13 protein-coding genes are annotated in these 17,157 nt (G+C 47.8%); 4 read left to right on the forward strand and 9 right to left on the reverse strand.

All coding sequences use genetic code 11. From position 1 onward, the window contains the following. Positions 1-15: 15 nt before the first annotated feature. From J3P40_RS16920 to J3P40_RS16930, 3 genes are all read right to left on the reverse strand, one after another. Complete coding sequence (locus J3P40_RS16920; protein WP_256007451.1) at positions 16-3,486, reverse strand: SusC/RagA family TonB-linked outer membrane protein; 3,471 nt, start codon at positions 3,484-3,486, stop codon at positions 16-18. Positions 3,487-3,762: 276 nt separating this feature from the next. After that, entirely contained in the window at positions 3,763-4,932 is a 1,170-nt protein-coding gene (locus tag J3P40_RS16925) for a FecR family protein (RefSeq protein ID WP_256007452.1), read from the reverse strand. Between the two features lie 80 nt (positions 4,933-5,012). Further along, positions 5,013-5,609 (reverse strand): RNA polymerase sigma-70 factor, encoded by a 597-nt coding sequence (locus tag J3P40_RS16930; protein WP_256007453.1) that lies wholly within the window; start codon positions 5,607-5,609, stop codon positions 5,013-5,015. A 125-nt stretch (positions 5,610-5,734) separates the two neighbouring features. On the opposite strand from J3P40_RS16930, the gene J3P40_RS16935 reads away from it, so the two are divergent. The 3 genes from J3P40_RS16935 to J3P40_RS16945 all read left to right on the forward strand — a co-directional run bounded on the left by J3P40_RS16935 (position 5,735) and on the right by J3P40_RS16945 (position 8,730). Further along, a complete protein-coding gene (locus J3P40_RS16935; protein ID WP_256007454.1) occupies positions 5,735-6,313 on the forward strand; it encodes a hypothetical protein in 579 nt (192 codons plus the stop codon). Between the two features lie 4 nt (positions 6,314-6,317). Then, positions 6,318-8,456, forward strand: a complete 2,139-nt coding sequence (locus tag J3P40_RS16940; protein WP_256007455.1) for a cation:proton antiporter — start codon at positions 6,318-6,320, stop codon at positions 8,454-8,456. A 76-nt stretch (positions 8,457-8,532) separates the two neighbouring features. Then, entirely contained in the window at positions 8,533-8,730 is a 198-nt protein-coding gene (locus J3P40_RS16945; RefSeq protein WP_256007456.1) for a hypothetical protein, read from the forward strand. A gap of 17 nt (positions 8,731-8,747) precedes the next feature. Here the strand turns inward: J3P40_RS16945 and J3P40_RS16950 are convergent, their stop codons facing one another. The 3 genes from J3P40_RS16950 to J3P40_RS16960 form a co-directional block, all read right to left on the reverse strand. Then, complete coding sequence (locus J3P40_RS16950; protein WP_256007457.1) at positions 8,748-10,163, reverse strand: alanine/glycine:cation symporter family protein; 1,416 nt, start codon at positions 10,161-10,163, stop codon at positions 8,748-8,750. A 147-nt stretch (positions 10,164-10,310) separates the two neighbouring features. Next, entirely contained in the window at positions 10,311-11,051 is a 741-nt protein-coding gene (locus J3P40_RS16955) for a response regulator transcription factor (protein WP_256007458.1), read from the reverse strand. Continuing rightward, complete coding sequence (locus J3P40_RS16960; RefSeq protein WP_256007459.1) at positions 11,051-12,442, reverse strand: sensor histidine kinase; 1,392 nt, start codon at positions 12,440-12,442, stop codon at positions 11,051-11,053. The genes J3P40_RS16955 and J3P40_RS16960 overlap by 1 nt, the downstream gene beginning before the upstream one ends. A 142-nt stretch (positions 12,443-12,584) precedes the next feature. Here J3P40_RS16960 and J3P40_RS16965 point away from each other — a divergent pair, with 142 nt between their 5' ends. Beyond that, a complete protein-coding gene (locus J3P40_RS16965) occupies positions 12,585-13,991 on the forward strand; it encodes an alpha-L-fucosidase (RefSeq protein WP_256007461.1) in 1,407 nt (468 codons plus the stop codon). Between the two features lie 13 nt (positions 13,992-14,004). Here J3P40_RS16965 and J3P40_RS16970 read toward each other — a convergent pair whose 3' ends face one another. From J3P40_RS16970 to J3P40_RS16980, 3 genes are all read right to left on the reverse strand, one after another. After that, positions 14,005-15,081, reverse strand: a complete 1,077-nt coding sequence (locus tag J3P40_RS16970; protein ID WP_256007462.1) for a 3-oxoacyl-ACP synthase III family protein — start codon at positions 15,079-15,081, stop codon at positions 14,005-14,007. Between the two features lie 96 nt (positions 15,082-15,177). Then, the gene (locus J3P40_RS16975; RefSeq protein WP_256007463.1) at positions 15,178-16,587 is read right to left on the reverse strand and encodes a TlpA family protein disulfide reductase; all 1,410 of its coding nucleotides are present in this window, start codon (positions 16,585-16,587) and stop codon (positions 15,178-15,180) included. Positions 16,588-16,643: 56 nt separating this feature from the next. Then, positions 16,644-17,069, reverse strand: coding sequence for a nuclear transport factor 2 family protein (locus J3P40_RS16980; RefSeq protein WP_256007464.1), 426 nt, complete (start codon positions 17,067-17,069; stop codon positions 16,644-16,646). Positions 17,070-17,157: the final 88 nt, after the last annotated feature.

Raw genomic sequence — 17,157 nt, forward strand, 5'->3', positions numbered from 1 at the left:
TCGGTCGATTAATAGTTAGAAAACGAGATTTAAGCCGAGCGTAAATACACGCGTAGCCCATCCCTGGCCGTTATCGGGGCTTTGCGTTTCAGGATCGCCGTAAGTCCATTCTTTAGTCCAGGTGGCAACATTGCGCACCGTTCCATATACCCTGACACGGTTAAGGTCCCACCTGGATGTCCATTTACTGGGCAGGGTATAAGCAACAGATACATTGTCGAGCCGTACGAAAGACCGATCGTACAAACGCTGCGCCCCGGCTGCGCCAACAGGTCCCTTTGCCTCAATACGTCCGAATTCATTGGTAGGATTTTCTGGGGTCCAGTACGCTTTGCGCGGCAGGTTGATTAAGGCATAGGCCATGCGTCCGCCGTCATCATCATTATTCAGGTATTCGCCAAACAAGCTTTTATGGCCGGTGTATGCATAAATATTAAAGGAAACGCTCAGGTCTTTCCAAAGCGAAAAATCGTTGCGTAGCGACCAGCGGTACGGGGGAGACGTTTCACCCAGAAACTCTTTGTCGTTGTTGTTGTATACAGGCTTAGCTGTACCATCGGCATTGATTTCATCGTCGGCAGTGTAGCTGTTGGCCACCTTCGGATCCCCAGGTACCTGTCCGTATTTCTTGGCTTCCTCCGCCTCGTTTGCCTGCCATATGCCAGTAACACGGTAATCCCAGATGACACCAATAGGACGATCTATGAACCAGCCGTTCGGCTGGTCGTCCATTTCCCTTCTTCCGATAACATTACCGTTGGCGTCGAGCACATCCTCATAGTCGTAATACAAATGGGTAATCTTGTTTTTGTTGTACGAGAACCCGAAGGTGCTGGACCACTCGAAAGCGTTTCTGCGCATATTGACAGTATTAAGTGCAAACTCAATTCCGCTGTTGTCTACCCGCCCCAAGTTTGTTGTGATATTGGTAAAGCCTGTGAAGCTTGGTAAACGCTCTTTCATGATCATATCATGAGTTTTCATATTGTAGTATTCCAGGCTGCCGGTCAACCGATTACCGAGGAATCCGAAATCAAGACCAAAGTTCCATGATGCTGTCTTTTCCCATTGCAGGAAGGGGTTTGCCAGCCTGTCGGCCATCAGGTAGCGGTATAAGACCTGTTCGCCCGCCGAATTTAAATAGCCCTGCATCTTGCCGCCGCCTTCGGACAGGTTGGAAAGCGCTATGTAGGGGTTGGCGAGTGACCGGTTTCCGTTTTCGCCGTATGACACCCGGAGTTTACCGCTGTTCATGATATGGCCCCATTTAAAAAACTTCTCGTTGGTGAATGACCATGCTACGGCCATGGAAGGAAAAACAGCATAGGGATTGGAGGTTCCGAATGCCGAGTAGCCATCCCTCCGCACCGAAGTGGTGATCAGATAACGGTCGTCATAAGAATAAAACAAACGGGCAAGTAAGCCGTCGGCCGATTGCTCACTATCCTCGCTGGAAAAGGTACTGTTTTCTTTACTGCCGTTCTTCGTATTGTGAAACCCGAGCGCGTCGGAAGGCAATATTTTCCTGGCCTCTATCCGATCTCTCCAGAACCTGTTCTGTTCGGCCTCCTGTACCAGGGTAAGGATAACATGGTGCTTCTTTTTAAAGGTATGATCCCAGGCCAGCGTGTTGTTGAGCGACCAGTTCAGACTTTTCGATTGTTCCCGGTTAGCTCCGCGGGTGGCAGGATCGGATCCGGGCAGATTGGCCGACATAAAATACCGGTCGTAAAAGTTTTGATAGCGCGGAGAGAAATTGAAAGAGTAGGTAATCCCCAGTGGCAGTTTAACGTTTGCATTCAAGATCGTGTTGACCACAGTGTATCCCTTCTCAAGTTCAAGATATTGTTTCTGGAAGTCATAGTTATAGCCGCGCTGGCTATACTTTTCATTTAAAGGAAACTGTCCGGGATTACCGGTTTCGTCGTAATAATCCGCAAAGGGACTATTGCGCAGCGACTGGTCGATATCTATGTCCACGTTCCCATCTGAACGGTCCTGAAAGTTCACGTTAGCGCCAAGTTCCAGCCAGTTGTTCACTTTAGCATCAATCTTCATATTGCTGCGTACCGACCGGTAGTCGTCGCTTACCACTACGCCCTGATTGCGCAGATATCCCATAGACAGGTAATAATTGATCCTGTCGCCGGCACCGCTAACGCTCGCGTTATAATCCTGGTTAAAGCCCGTACGGAAAGTTCTGTCGGCCCAGTCTACCGTCTTTCCATCCAGAAAGTTTTGCAGGGCGTTGCCTACCAGGCCGAGGCGTTGTGCCCATATGTTCAGGTCCGACTGGTCTGCCTGGTTTTCGGTATAGCCCCGCCAGGTGTCTAAAGAAATGCTGGACGGGAGCTGGTCCGGTCGCATAAAAAACCCAGGTTGCGAGGCATAAACTCCGGTTTGATAAGCTTCGTAAGCATTGGTTGCCGGGTTAAGTCCATAGGTGTTTTTTGTAAACCAGTCCTGGCGGTGCTGCAGATAGGCTTCCGTATCAAAACGGTCACGGTAATCGCTCAGCCCTGTCGAGCCCACGTTCATCGTCATATTGATCACGGGCTTTCCGGGCTTCCCTTTCTTCGTGGTGATGATGATCACTCCGCTCGCAGCCTTTGCTCCATAAATAGCGGCCGCAGAAGCATCTTTGAGGATGTCTATCTGGGCAATATCATCGGGATTTATTTCTGAAAGCTCGCCATAAAAGATCATACCGTCTAGAATAAGCAATGGACTGTTGTGGCCGCCTTCGTCGTAAACCGATCGCCTGCCGCGAATCTCTATCTCGCCGCCTCCTTTAGCCGAAGGATTATAACCCACCCGCAAACCAGGCGTTCCGCGAAGGATGTCTTGTACGGTCTTCGGGTTTTCATTGGCAATCCGGTCGGGGATAATTTGTGTAACTGAGCCTGTAAGATCCTTTTTTTGCATGGTACCATAGCCCACTACCACAACCTCGTTCAGGTCGCTCGTTGTGCGCACCAGCTTAATGCTGCCCATATCAGGGGCCGCGTTAACTTCCATGAGTTCATAACCTATATAGCTGATCACAAGTTTATCGTCTTCAGCAACATTTTCCATGTAAAAAGCTCCGTTTTGGTCCGTCTTAACTGATCTCCCTTTTCCTTTCAATCCCACCGTAGCGCCAATAAGGGGCTGGTCGTTTTCGTCAACGATCTTCCCCCTTACATTGATAGCCCTGAAGCTGGTTACGAGATTGCGGAGAAAGTTGCTCCCCGATTTCCGGATGGTGATGTTCTTATTCTCGATCACGTAGGTGAGGGGCAGGTCTTTGAGTACAGTTCTTAAGGCTTCATCAACGGTCACATTCCGGAGGTTCAGGTCCTTCAGCTGGTTGTTTGAAATGATTCCCCCTTCATAATAGAAGTCGAAGCCGCTTTGCTTTCTGATTTCCTTAAAGGCAGATTTCAGCGACATACGGTCCTGCGTGATGGTTATCCGCTGGCCTAAGGTAGCGGCACTGACCTGCATTAGGGATGCTAAGATTATAATGGTAATCAGTCGCATAGTTCGCCATAGTTTAAGGTATAACGAGGCCGTTATACCAGGTTTGGTATAAAATCGATACATTTGGTTAATTTGGTTCTAAAGCAGTATGCCTCCGGCGCTGGAAACGTGTTGGCATCCTGTGGTTAACACTTGTAAAATTATAAGTTGTCCAAACGCAGCCAGAAGTGCTTCACTTCTGGTTTGCTTATTTTAGTGCTGTACTCTGAGTATATTTTTCATGCATTTTGGGTAAACAATCTATTTTCCTTTAGCTACATACACCTTTCTTCCCTCGATCTTAAAACTGACCTGCCCTGATGATTCGATGTGCTTTAGAATTTCCGACAGGTTCTTGCTTCTCGAAATCCAGCCACCAGATCTGATGTTTGCAGGTACAGAGGCTTCATAAACGACATCTACGTTGTACCACCGGGCAATCTTGCGCATGGCCAGCCGGAAATCCAATTCATCCAGGTTGAAGTCGCCATTTTTCCAGTCGACCACATTGTCAATATTCACTTCGCTCACACGTAGCGCTTTTCCGTCGTTCAGGGCCTGTTCGCCTGGCTTAAGTACCTGCGTCAACCTGCCCGATCTGACAAGTACAGAGCCTTCTATCAGGGTTGTGGTCACAAGTGCTTCGTTGCCATAGCTGTTCAGGTTAAAATGCGTGCCCAGTACTTCCACCTCTTGTTTGCTCGTCGTAACCACAAATGGGTGGGCAGCATCCCTGGCGATTTCAAAATAACCTTCACCTGTCAGTGAGACCCTTCGTTTGCCGTCTTTGATCAGTCTGGACGAATAGGTTAAGCTCGAAGCTGAATTGAGCCACACATATGAGCCGTCTGGAAGACGCAGCTTATAGGTTTCGCCGTTAGTGGTCGACAACGTATTGGTTCCCTCCCTTTCGCCGGCATTGCCCACGATCTCATAAACAACATCGCCGCTTTCCGACTTTTTAATGATTACACCAGCTTCTTTAGCCACTTCGCCAGTCTTAACATCGCCCAGCCTCACTTTCTTCCCGTTTGCTAGTGTCAGCGTAGCCCCGGTAACACCGGAAGTAATGTCGTTTTGGTAGGCATCACGCTGAGTCTGTTCAGAGCTGTTATTATTCCAAAGGACTACGCCAACAAGCAGGATCCCCACTGCGACGGCTGCTGAAAGACGCGGCCACAGGCCAATCAGGCGGGAACTTTTTTGCGGGCGATCAGCAACGACAGACCCGAAAATTCTATCTCCCGCAGTGCGATCGAGGCTGTGCAGCGTTTCCGGATGTTCATAACTGTGGGAAATTAAATGATCTATTTGCTGGGTATAAGCCGGATTTTGCACATACGAGAGAAATTCGAGGCGTTCTTCCTCATTCAGCTCTTTTGATAGATATTTAGAAAACAACGTAGTCAGTCGTTCGTGGTGTTCGGTCATATATTTGGTTCAGGGTTACACAGCATTAAGTGCTGCCCTATAAACACTGACACTTCAGCTGAGGCCTGGGGTAGGTCGTTCTAAAAATTTTTTAAAAAAAAGATAATCAGTGCGGAACAAACCAGCGCATAATGCCTGAAATGCGTGCGGATGGTTGCCAGCGCCTGCTTCATATGATAGTGAACGGTGGCAGGAGAGATGTTAAGTTTAGCTGCAGCCTCATCATAGCTAAGTCCCTCGAAATGGCACAGCGCGTATACACGGCGCTGCTGTTCGGGCAGTTTGCTTACCACATTGTCCAGAAGTTCCTTCGTTTCGCGGTAATCAAGCGCCTGCTGTGTACCCAGGTCATTTTCCGTTGCACTGAGGCTTATTTGGGTCTTTACCTTCATAACGATTGCCTCGTGGCGCAGCAGGTTGAACGTATGGTTGCGGACAAGTCGGTTAAGATAAGCCCCGAAGTTCCCGATACCGGGCAGTTGCCTGCGGCCCGACCATACCTTCAGGAAAATGTCCTGTACAATCTCCTCGGCATCTGTATCTGAACGCGAAATTTTCAAGGCAAAGGTATACACATACTGCTGATAGTAGTCGAAAAGATCCCGGAAGGCGCGCTCGTTCCCATCGGCAATTTTTGCCAGCAGTTCAGACTCGTTCAACAGGGGTTTGCCGTTCATTGGTTAGATTTGGTTGTGGCGCAGCGCGACCAAGTCAATGATAGAATAAATTTTTCATTTTCCCAGAGATATATAAGTTTTTTTAAACTGCGTATTATAAATGCGTTTTTTTTAGCTTTGGCCATATGAGGATACGAGATTTGCTTTTCATGGCTGTGTTTTCTCTCATTTTATGGAGCTGCGGTGGGCAACCGGCACAGGAGACACAGAAACTTAAGGATGATCTGAAAACTGTTCGCAGCGAAGTGAAAGACCTTCAAACCCTGCTTGTCGAGAAGGAGACAACCATCTATGGTCTGCAAAGACAGGTCGACAGTCTGCAGGCAGATACCTTAAACCTTGGTTTGTACAACCCCGCACTTATCGGCCGCTGGCGTGTTAACATGAAGTGCACAGAAACGAACTGCGACGGATCCGCAGTAGGCGATAGCAAATCGGAGCAATGGCTGATCTCATATACCAAAGAATCTATCATGGTGCAGGTCCTGGACAAAGGTAAGCTCAGCCGCACTTATAAAGGTGTTTTTACCAGCAGGGGCCTTCAACTCGAAGATCCGGCCAATGTGCAGACTGCCACGATTACGGTTGCCATGCTCCCGCCCGTGGCGGGCAAGATGGAGGGGAAGCGTTTTATAACGCAGGCCGACTGCCGCATTGTATATGACGTTAGTGCTGAATTGATGGATAGCAACGACAAACTCTGACGATATGCTGATTTTATCTTCCCTGGAGTTTACTTTGCCGCTAACCAATCCGGTGATTATTTTCTCGCTGGTGCTCTTTATCATTCTCTTTGCGCCTATTCTCTTCAATAAAATACGCATCCCGCACATTATTGGGCTTATCCTGGCTGGTACGCTGGTAGGCCCCTACGGGCTCAACCTGCTGCGCAGGGATAGCAGTATCCTATTGTTCGGTACAGTGGGTTTGCTTTATATCATGTTCCTGGCCGGACTTGAAATAGATCTGGGTGAGTTCAAGAAGAACAAAGGCAAGATCCTTGTATTCGGACTTACTACCTTTCTTATCCCGCTGGGTCTGGGCTCCCTGGCCAGCTATTATGTTCTGAATTTTGATTTTATGGCCTCCCTGCTTCTGGCCAGTATGTTCTCCACACATACCCTTATTGCCTATCCCATCGCAAGTAAGTACGGGATTGTACAGAACCGCGCCGTAACCATGACGGTGGGCGGGACCATGATCACTGATGTGCTTGCCCTTCTTATTCTTGCCGGTGTCGCGGGCAGCAGCAAGGGCGATGTGTCCAGTTTGTTCTGGATCAGACTCGGTGTGTCCTCTTTTGTTTTCGTGGGTATCGTGCTTTTCGTATTTCCGATCATTATCCGTTGGTTCTTTAAGAAGTTCGATGATAGTGTATCACAGTATATTTTTGTGCTTGGGATGGTATTTCTGGCCGCCTTTATGGCCGAAGCAGCGGGTATGGAATCCATTATCGGTGCATTCTTCTCCGGATTGGTGCTCAACAAGTTTGTGCCGCATACTTCACCTTTAATGAACCGGATCGATTTTGTAGGCAATGCGCTGTTTATCCCATTCTTCTTAATCAGCGTAGGAATGCTTGTCGACGTGAGCGTGCTCTTCAAAGGCTGGGGAGCAATGAAGGTTGCCGGCGTGATCATCGTCGTATCTCTGGCGTCCAAATACCTCGCGGCCGTCATCACCGCCAAAGCATTTAAATTGCGGCCGGTGGAGGGTAACCTGATCTTCGGTTTAAGCTCTTCTCACGCGGCAGCTACACTGGCCATCATCCTCGTAGGGTACAACATCATCACTGGCGAGACACCCGCCGGAGAACCCATCCGCCTGCTGAATGAGGATGTGCTGAATGGTACGATCCTTCTTATTTTGGTAAGTTGCGCCGTTAGTTCGTTTGTCGTCGAACGCGCCGCGCGTACCCTGGCACTTGAAGACCCGGCCGAGCCGGTGACCGGGCCCGACCAAAGGGTCCTCGTTTCCCTGTCACACCCCGAGCTGATGGCCGATCTGCTTGATCTTGGTTTCATGCTGCGGCAGAAGGCCCTGACCTCGCCGCTGTATGCGCTCAATGTGATCGACGATAAGCAGTTGCCAAGAATCAGCAAGGCGCAGATCCGTATTCTCGACAGAGCCCTGGTTCATGCCGCTGCGGTTGAGCAGCAGCTTATCCCGATATCGCGGCACGACGCATCTGTAAGCAACGGAATTGTGTACACCGCCAGGGAACATCAGATCAGCGACCTGGTGGTTGGTTTGCATAAGAACGCAAATGCAACAGAGTTTTTCGGACAGACGGTTGAGAGTACTGTGCGGCGTTTCCACGATACCATATATGTGTACAAGGCCGTTCAGCCGCTCAATACGCTTAAGCGGCTTATTGTGCTGGCTCCCCAAAATGCAGAGTCAGAGCCCGGCTTCAGTCACTGGGTTCAGCGCTCCCTCGTCCTGGCTGGCGAAGCGGGCATGAGCATTCTGTTCTACGGATCAAAGCACACGCTGGCCGCAATCAAGTCGGTACTCGCCAAGCAGAAATCGGCCGCCAACGCAGCTTACCATGAGTTTAACAACTGGGAAGACTTCCTGATCTTAGGTAAGACGGTAAAGGCCAACGACCTGATGGTTATTGTGGCAGCGCGGAAACTGACGGCCTCGTACCTCCCGCAGATGCAAAAGCTGCCGCACTATCTTTCGCGTTATTTTGAGCAAAACAGTTTTATCATTCTATATCCAAAGCAATTGCCTACAGGAATAGACCTGGAAGACATACAGCAATCGGACGGATCACTGCTCGAGCCAATTGCACAAAGTAAGCTGATGGGGGCAATAAAGCGATTGTTTAGCCAAAAATAAATTTATTTGCCCAACGATGGGGTATTTTGGGGAATTCTGAGTATTTTCGTAGAAACGCTTGTAAACTCTCAGTTAAATGGCCAAGATAGATTTATTAGAAGACTGCAAATTAAAGGCTCATAATGTTCAAACCGCACTCAGGTCGGTTATTTTTGATGAGTTTGAAAATCCATACCTATTGGAGAACTACCTGGAATGTTTAAGAGAATCGCAGCTCGTCGTAGAAAGGCGGCTTGCAGCAATCAGCGTTCGTGATAACAATATCGAGAAGTAGTTGCCGCAACTGTTCTTTTACCACTCGCTCGTATTCTCAATTCCCGCTGCCCTGGCATCAAATACCGGGTCCTTACCCGCCTTGCGCTGCTGCTGGTAATCTTTGAGTGCCTTCAGTGCAGGTTTGCGCAGCAGCAGAATAGCGATAACGTTTAGCCAGGCCATCATACCCACACCAATATCCCCTAATGTCCATGCGGCTTCTGCGGTTTTAACCGATCCGTAAAAAGTAGAGAACAACAATAACAGGCGCAGGATGTTAATTGCCCATTTATTGCCTTTTTTATCCAGATAACTCAAGTTCGTTTCCGCAATATAGTAATAGGCCATAATGGTCGTAAAAGCAAAAAACAGCAAGGACACAGCCACAAAGCCAGAGCCCAGCGCAGGGAAATGCGAGCTTATCGCTTGTTGTGTATACTCCGCACCGATCTTCGCACCAGGCAGATTTTCCACTAAAAAGCCGCCATCAGGATTAAGCACATTGTATTTTCCGGTAAAGAGGATCATAAAGGCGGTTGCAGTACACACAAATAGGGTATCGATGTAAACCGAAAAGGCCTGCACCAGTCCTTGCTTTGCAGGGTGGCTAACTTCCGCTGCCGCTGCCGCGTGCGGAGCAGTACCCTGTCCGGCCTCATTGGAGTAAATGCCGCGCTTCACACCCCAGGCTACAGCCATACCAAATATGCCGGCAAAGGCTGGTTCCAGATCGAAGGCCGACCGGAAGATCAGACCGATCACCGACGGTATCTCTGCAATGTTCATCAGCATAATCACAACTGCCATTAAAATATAGCCGCCCGCCATAAACGGAACTATGATCTCAGCTACTTTACCGATCCGCTTTACACCGCCAAAAATGATCAGCGCCAGTAAAATGACAACGGCAGCCCCCGTATATGCTACGGGAATATCAAAGGCGTTCTGCATGCTGAGCGCGATACTGTTGCTTTGTACACCCGGAAGGAAAAAGGCCGTACTTAAAACCGTGGCCACCGCAAAGAGAACCGCATACCATTTAAGGCCCAAACCTTTCTCAATATAATAGGACGGTCCCCCGCGGTACTCCCCGTTTTTCACCTGCTTATATATCTGTCCGAGTGTAGCCTCAATAAAAGCAGAAGCAGCACCCAAAAAAGCGATCAGCCACATCCAAAATACCGCGCCCGGCCCTCCCATAGCAATGGCCGTGGCTACGCCGGCAATATTACCGGTACCAATGCGTCCGGAGATGGCTATAGCAAAAGCCTGAAACGAGCTTACCCCTTTGTCTGAGCTTTTTCCATCGAACAACAGGCGCCACATTTCCTTGATGTATCGCACCTGCAGAAACCGGGTTACGATAGAGAAATATATGCCTGTACCCATGCACAGGATAATGAGCGCATTGCTCCAGATTAAGTCGTTAATACTAGTCAGTAGTCCTTCCATGTTTGAATAAATAGTCTGTTTGTCGGAAAACTGTAAAGAAAGGGAAAATCTCAATTATTTCAAGCCACTTGGGGCTAATAACAGAAATATTTTAAAGTCGGTATAATAAAGCGGCCGCGAGGGCGTAATATATACGAGAGCGTTAATTTAGATGGTGGGGAATGTATCGGAATGATCATTCCCCGCTTTTTTTATCTTCAGGATATAACCCAGTCCGTAAACATTTTCAATAGAAACCAGCTCCGATGCTTTAAAAAAACCACGTAATCTTGAAATAAAAACCTCCAGGCTTTTCCCGTTAAAGTAATCGTCGCTGCCCCACAAGGCCATTAAAACATCACTCTTCCTTACTACCCGGTTCGGATGCTTTATCAGATAGTTTAGCAATTCAGATTCTCTGCGCGTCAGCGATACCTCCCTGCCGCCCGGCAGCAAAACAAGCAACTGGTCATGAACGTACGTCACATCACCAAGGTCCGTTTGTTGCAGATCAGCCTCCCCATGATAGCGCGGGGCAGGCGAGAAGGTCTTTAAAATGTTGCTGACCCGAAGCACCAGCTCATCAATTTCAAAAGGCTTCGAAATATAATCAATAGCCCCAAGGTTGAGGCCGCGGAGCCTGTTGCCTTTTTCACTATGAGCCGTCAGAAAGAGAAAGATCTGATGCTGATTTAATTCATGCACCCGCGCGGCCAGATCAAAACCATTCATATCCGGCAGCTGCACATCAATGATGAGTAAACGGTTGGCCATAACATGCTTTCGGTAGTAGCCAAGCGCTTCATGGGCAGTTTGAAACCAAATTACGCTGAAACCCCTCATTTTCAGGAAGCTGGAAACAACAGTTCCCAAGTCAGGTTCATCTTCAATTAAAACGATGTCGTACATCACAATTCGTCTAACAGGTACTTGGGAATATATATCAGGAAAGTAGTGCCCTGGCCGAGCTCGGAATCTAACTTAATGTCCCAGCCATGGATGTCGAGGCATTGCTTTACATAGTACAAGCCCAGGCCCAAACCAGGCAGGGTGCTGTTGCGGGGCAATCTGTAAAATTTATTAAATATCATGTTCCGGGCATTTTGCTCAATACCATTGCCATTGTCGCTGATAACCAGCACAATGTACTCACTATTTTCTTCTATGGTTATTACGGTGCTTCTTTCCGCTTTAGAATTATGCTTAAAGGCGTTGTCGAGCATATTCTGCATCATGGTCGAAAACACGAAGCGATCTATCGGAACCAGAAGTTCAGCCGGATGCCGTTTAAATAACAGCTCGTCGGACGGCCGAAGTTTTAACCTGTAATCCTCCACCAATATGCTGATTGCTTCGTTCAGATCAGTTTCCTCCATGTGAATCTTTTCCTGGAGCATAGATACCTCCAGCATCTGGTTGATGTGCGTATGCAGGCGCCTGGCCTGCCGCTCGATGATCTGGCCCAGCGCTTTCACACGATCGCGATCGGAGAGGACCTCATCCTCATTCAGACTTTTACCTGCCACCATAATGGTCGTAACCGGCGTATTAAATTCATGTTTTATGCTGTTCAGAAAATCCGATTTCATGGCAGCATCTTTTTTCTGGCGCATCCAACTTATATAGGTGTAGTAATTGATGCCAATGATGATCAGGATGCAAAGGACGACGAGCGAAAATGTAGGAAGCATCTGGTAGGCGACCCTGGATGAGCGATTCGGATAGTCGGCAAACAGATAAAAAGTGATTCGGTAATCGTACAGCAGCGAGCCGCTCACGGCCAGGCTGGTCACGCGGTTTTCGGGCGTAGGACTGCCCAGATTGCCATCGATAACAGCCCCGTAGGGCATCTTTTTAAAAATGGTGATGTCACCGATCCGCTGATCAAAATTAATCTCTAAAGCCTGAACAGTCAGCAGATAATGCAAACTAGTGTCTAGTCCGTTTCGCTTTACAATAGAGCGAAAAACACTGTCCATCGTGCTCGCTGCAGTTAGTTTGCTCAATATAATATCGCTGGTTTGCCGGGCAAGTCTCCCGAATTCATTTTTGTTACGGAGATATTCAGCTTTTAGTGCAGGCATTTTATCCTTCAGGATTGAATCTAAGATCCGGCCCCCGCCTGTGTAAACTTTATCGTTAGGAATGCTCTTTCCATATTCGTCGTTGAGCAGCTTCTTCTCCTTCAGGTTGAAATCCCGGTCGAGCAGCGTATACGTATTATAGATTAGCTTTAGCTGTACACCAACAAGGATCAGAAAGCTGATCAGCACCACTATTTTATATATCCGGCCGGTCATTACGATGATATCAATCCCTAAAAATAGCTTAAGTTTTGGTTAGTTGTGTGCCGTTAAGTTTTCATTAAGCATCTGTTACGGATCTGTTCGATAAATTCGTGATACCCAATAGCTAGATTTGACTCAGCTTAAAACCACACATATGATCAAAAGAATTTTCATGGCCTTGACCTTCGTGTTGGCCATTACCCATGCACAACAAGCCCTGTCACAGCAGAAGTCGGCCCCCCGACCTCTTCCCCAGCTTCAGCAGGAATTTGTAGACCTAGGCTTCGGTATGTTTATTCATTACGGCATGCCTACGTTTATGGATCAGGACTGGTCTGACCCAAATGCTGCGCTCTCGCTTTTCAAATCGCCTAAGTTCGATGCTGATCAGTGGGCCAAAGCCGCCAAATCGGCCAACATGACTTATGGCTGTTTAACCACAAAACATCACAGTGGCTTTCCCATCTGGAATACAAAAACCACAGCATACAACGTGATGAACACACCCTTTAAGCGGGATGTGGTTAAAGAATACGCCGACGCGTTCCGGAAAAACGGTCTGAAAGTGATGCTGTACTATTCTATTCTCGACACACATCATGGCATCCGGCCCAATCAGATCACACCGGAGCATATCCAAATGATCAAAGACCAAATCACAGAATTACTGAGCAATTATGGAGAGATCACCGCACTGGTGATAGATGGATGGGATGCACCATGGTCGAGGATTTCGTACGACGACGTCCCTTTCGAAGACATTTACCGCCTGGTGAAATCCCTTCAGCCCAATTGCCTGGTTATGGATCTTAACGCTGCGAAATATCCGGCTGAAGCACTGTTTTATACCGATATCAAATCTTACGAGCAAGGCGCAGGTCAGTTCATCTCCAAAGAGCACAATAAGCTTCCGGCATTGGCTTGTCTGCCTCTGCAGGCCAGCTGGTTCTGGAAAACATCCTTTCCAACCACGCCCGTAAAAGACGTCAACGAGCTTGTCAATAAGTTCATTGTACCTTACAACGGAGCCTACTGCAACTTCATCTTAAATGTTGCGCCAAACAGCGACGGACTGATCGATGAAAACGCCCTGGTAGCATTAAAAGAGATTGGTAAGATCTATCAAAAGCCTGCCGAACTTCCCAAAGTTCCTGCACATGCGGCTCCGATCATATCCAGCAACATCGCGAAGCACGTGAAAAGCAACAGCAGCTGGTCGGACGACATGAACATCATGGATTTCGCAAACGACGACAATTTCGGCAGCAGCTGGGTGTCTAACCGTGAGGTTAAGTCGCCCTGGTACGAGCTAAACTTTGAAAAAGCACAAGCATTTAACATGGTGGTGGTTACTGAGGGCAGACAAGGAGATAGTAACTACCAGTTGCAGTATTATGCAGCGGGACAATGGCATCCGCTCAAAGCAGAGCAAGTTGAAGCCGGTCGTATCACCATCTTCCGTTTTGATCGCGTTTGGGCAGAAAGGTTAAAACTGACGATCAGCGGGTTCAGCAAGCCACCCGTTCTGGCAGAAGTAGGTGTTTATAACGAAAGAAGATAAAATTTGCGCCTGGTTAAAAGCGGTAAATAAAGGCATTGATGTTCATTCCTGCGCCAACAGAAGCGAATACCCCGATGTCGCCCTTGTTGATCCCATAGCCCTCAACCTTACCGTTTTTAACCAGATCAAGCAACGTAGGAACCGTAGCAACTGAACTGTTGCCCAGCCATGCGATGGTCATGGGCACCAGCTTTTCCGGCACCATATCCAGGCCGTATAACCTAAACAACCTTTTCATGATGGCCGCATCCATCTTGTCGTTGGCCTGATGGATGAACACGATGCTGATATCATCCAGACGTAATCCGGCTTTGTCGATCGCTTTTTTAATCACCTGCGGAACATTTGATACGGCAAACTCGTACAATTTCCGGCCCTGCATTTTCATATAGTAGTTTTCGTCCGGAGCGTCTGGTCTGGCGCACCTGCCCATCGTGAGGAGTCCGCCAAACTCGACCGCATGGGTCTGTGTTTTGTGCGACAAAATACCCGCCTCTTCGCGCTCTTCTCCTGCACGGAAAACCACCGCCCCGGCGCCGTCTGCAAATATCATGCTGTCGCGGTCGTGCGGATCGATAATCCTGCTCAGCGTTTCCGCACCTATCACCAGAACCGCTTTGGCATCGCCGCTTCTGATATAGTAATCTGCCTGAATAGCACCCTGCACCCAGCCCGGGCAACCGAAAATCAAATCATAAGCCACGCAATCAGGGTTCTGAATTTCCAGAATCATCTTTATTTTAGAACCCAGCGAGGGTAGCATATCAATCCTGTTGCTCCCCGGCAGCATATCGCCGAAGTTGTGGCAGCATATGATATAGTCAATCGACTCCTTATCCAAGCCCGAATCACTTATCGCCCGCTCAGCCGCTATAGCCCCGATGTGGCTCGTTACCTGATCTTCCGCCGCATACCTTCTCTCCACAATACCGGTTATTTCAGAAAACTTCTGCACCACCTCCGCATTTTCTTTCTCCAGCAATACACCGTTTTCGAAAAAGCTTGCATTCAAAAAATCCTCTCCACTCACCACTTTCTCCGGAATATAACTTCCTGTGCCGGCAATAACCGTCTTCACGCTTCTGTTCATCTACGTTAATAATTTACCGAAAGGTACTTGAAAAATCTGAACTTGAAACCGATAACTTAATTGTTTGGGATATTGTTTTGAAACAAGCCAGATGAATTAAAGCCGGAGCAAGCGGTCTACATCAGCTTCAGTAAGACTTCTGGCCCTTTTTACATTCTGATCAGATATTTTTCCCTCGCGGTTGATGGATATGCTGGCCGGTATTGTCGTCAAGCGGAATGCCTTCATTAACTTGGGGAAATCTTCTTTTTTCGAATAAAGGTTCACCATCTGCAGGCTATACTTTTCTGAATCCCTGATCCAGTGAGATCTGTCGGAGTCAGCACAAATATTGACGACCACCAGTCCTTTATCTTTGTATTTATGATGAAGCTTGTTCTCATAAGGAAATTCGGCCTTACATGGCGCACACCAGACACCCCAAAAATTAATGATCACCACCTTTCCGATAAAATTATCCAGAGAAACGCTGTTTCCGCGTAAGTCGCTAAGTTCGACGTTACGCAAATCAGGCTTAATCAGCGTAGGCTTCAAACGCTCCTGAATGGCAGCGTCCAGCCATAGCTTTCTTGATGGCTCTTTGAAGCTGAACGACTGGATTGTGGAGTTGTATTGCTGCGGGTCATACTGGTACGCCCTGCCAAGGTATATCATTGCGTTGACGTCCGACTTGTCTGTAGTGCCCCATATATATCTGATATTCGGTATCGTTGCGCTATCGGCCCGTCCCGCCGACTTCGCCCGGTTCAAGATATACTCCGGCATAAAGTAAACATATGTGTCGTTCAGGATCATGTCATCCTCCGCATCAATAAATCTTTGTGAACTGTAGTAAGCGCTGTCGACCATTATTTTCTTCTCGCCATACGCCTGTGCAGCGCGCAGCGTGTTACACAACCTTAGATAATGATTGTGCAAAAGCCGTCGACGTTCATGTTTTTTGAACCAGTCGGGCAACGCGCCGGTATACCGGTCTAAAAACCCCATAGGGATGCTGGTCAGCGAATCAGCCTTGGCAGGGAAATCGTTCCAGTGGTTAAGTCGGCCGCTCAGCGAATAATATACAACGCTTTCCATATTATAGTGCCCTAAAAATTGCTGGTAGGCCAGGTAGTACTCATTTTCGCGCGACATAAACCCCGTAAAACTGACTTGCACATTTTTAGATTTATAGTCTTTAATATCACAGAGCAGCGTCTTGCCTGGAGCGTTATAGATTTTGAATCTGCCGTTTATAAAAATCCAATCCGGAAAATGGTACATCAATACGATGCTATCCTTTCGGCCTGGTGGGATAGTGAGCGTTTCCAGCGTTTCAGCATAGGGAAACCAGTTAAAAAACTGATAACTTAACTTTAGCGTGTCGGGCGTGGAGTTAAGCACCACTGTGGTTCCAGTTTCACCTTTTAAGTTCACATAATCTTTGTGAAGCAGCATGCTTGTTTGCGGTCTTGCGCTGATAACACAGCCAGACAAGATCATGAGAGCGAAGAGCCATTTTTTCATAGCGGCATATTTGTTTTATTAAAACTAAGCATTTAGTTTTAATAAAACAAGCCCGCTCACAACACCCCACTACATATCAGATAGGAGAGCAGGGTAGGTCCTTTTTTCGCCTCCGGCTTGGAGTTACAATAAGAATGAATCTTCTCCGCAAATCCATCGCTATTGAACTCATAAACATCGCAGGAGTTAACACTATTTACAAGTCGGCCATCTCGCTTAAAAGTCGCATAACCATAAACAACCACCTTATTTCCCGCTTCCAGAAAGCCATGTTCCCGGAAGTCTGTATCAACGGAGCTAAAGTAGGCAGCAATCTGATGGCAAAACTCCATCACATCATCTTTACCCAGCAGATGTTTATCATCTTCATAAATATGAAACTCTACATTTTCAGCCAAACGCCCGGCCACTTGATCAAATGCACCAGAGGAAAAGAGCCTTGCCACTTCCAGATTGGTGCTCGGGTTTTTAGTTTGCGACATACAGTCAAGATTGATTAACTCAAAGATAGCAGGCACCTAAGCTCGAGAGCAGTGCTTTATAAGACAAAACAAGGGGGCGAAAGCGACA

The sequence above is a fragment of the Pedobacter deserti genome (assembly GCF_024436415.1).
GTDB lineage: Bacteria > Bacteroidota > Bacteroidia > Sphingobacteriales > Sphingobacteriaceae > Pedobacter > Pedobacter faecalis.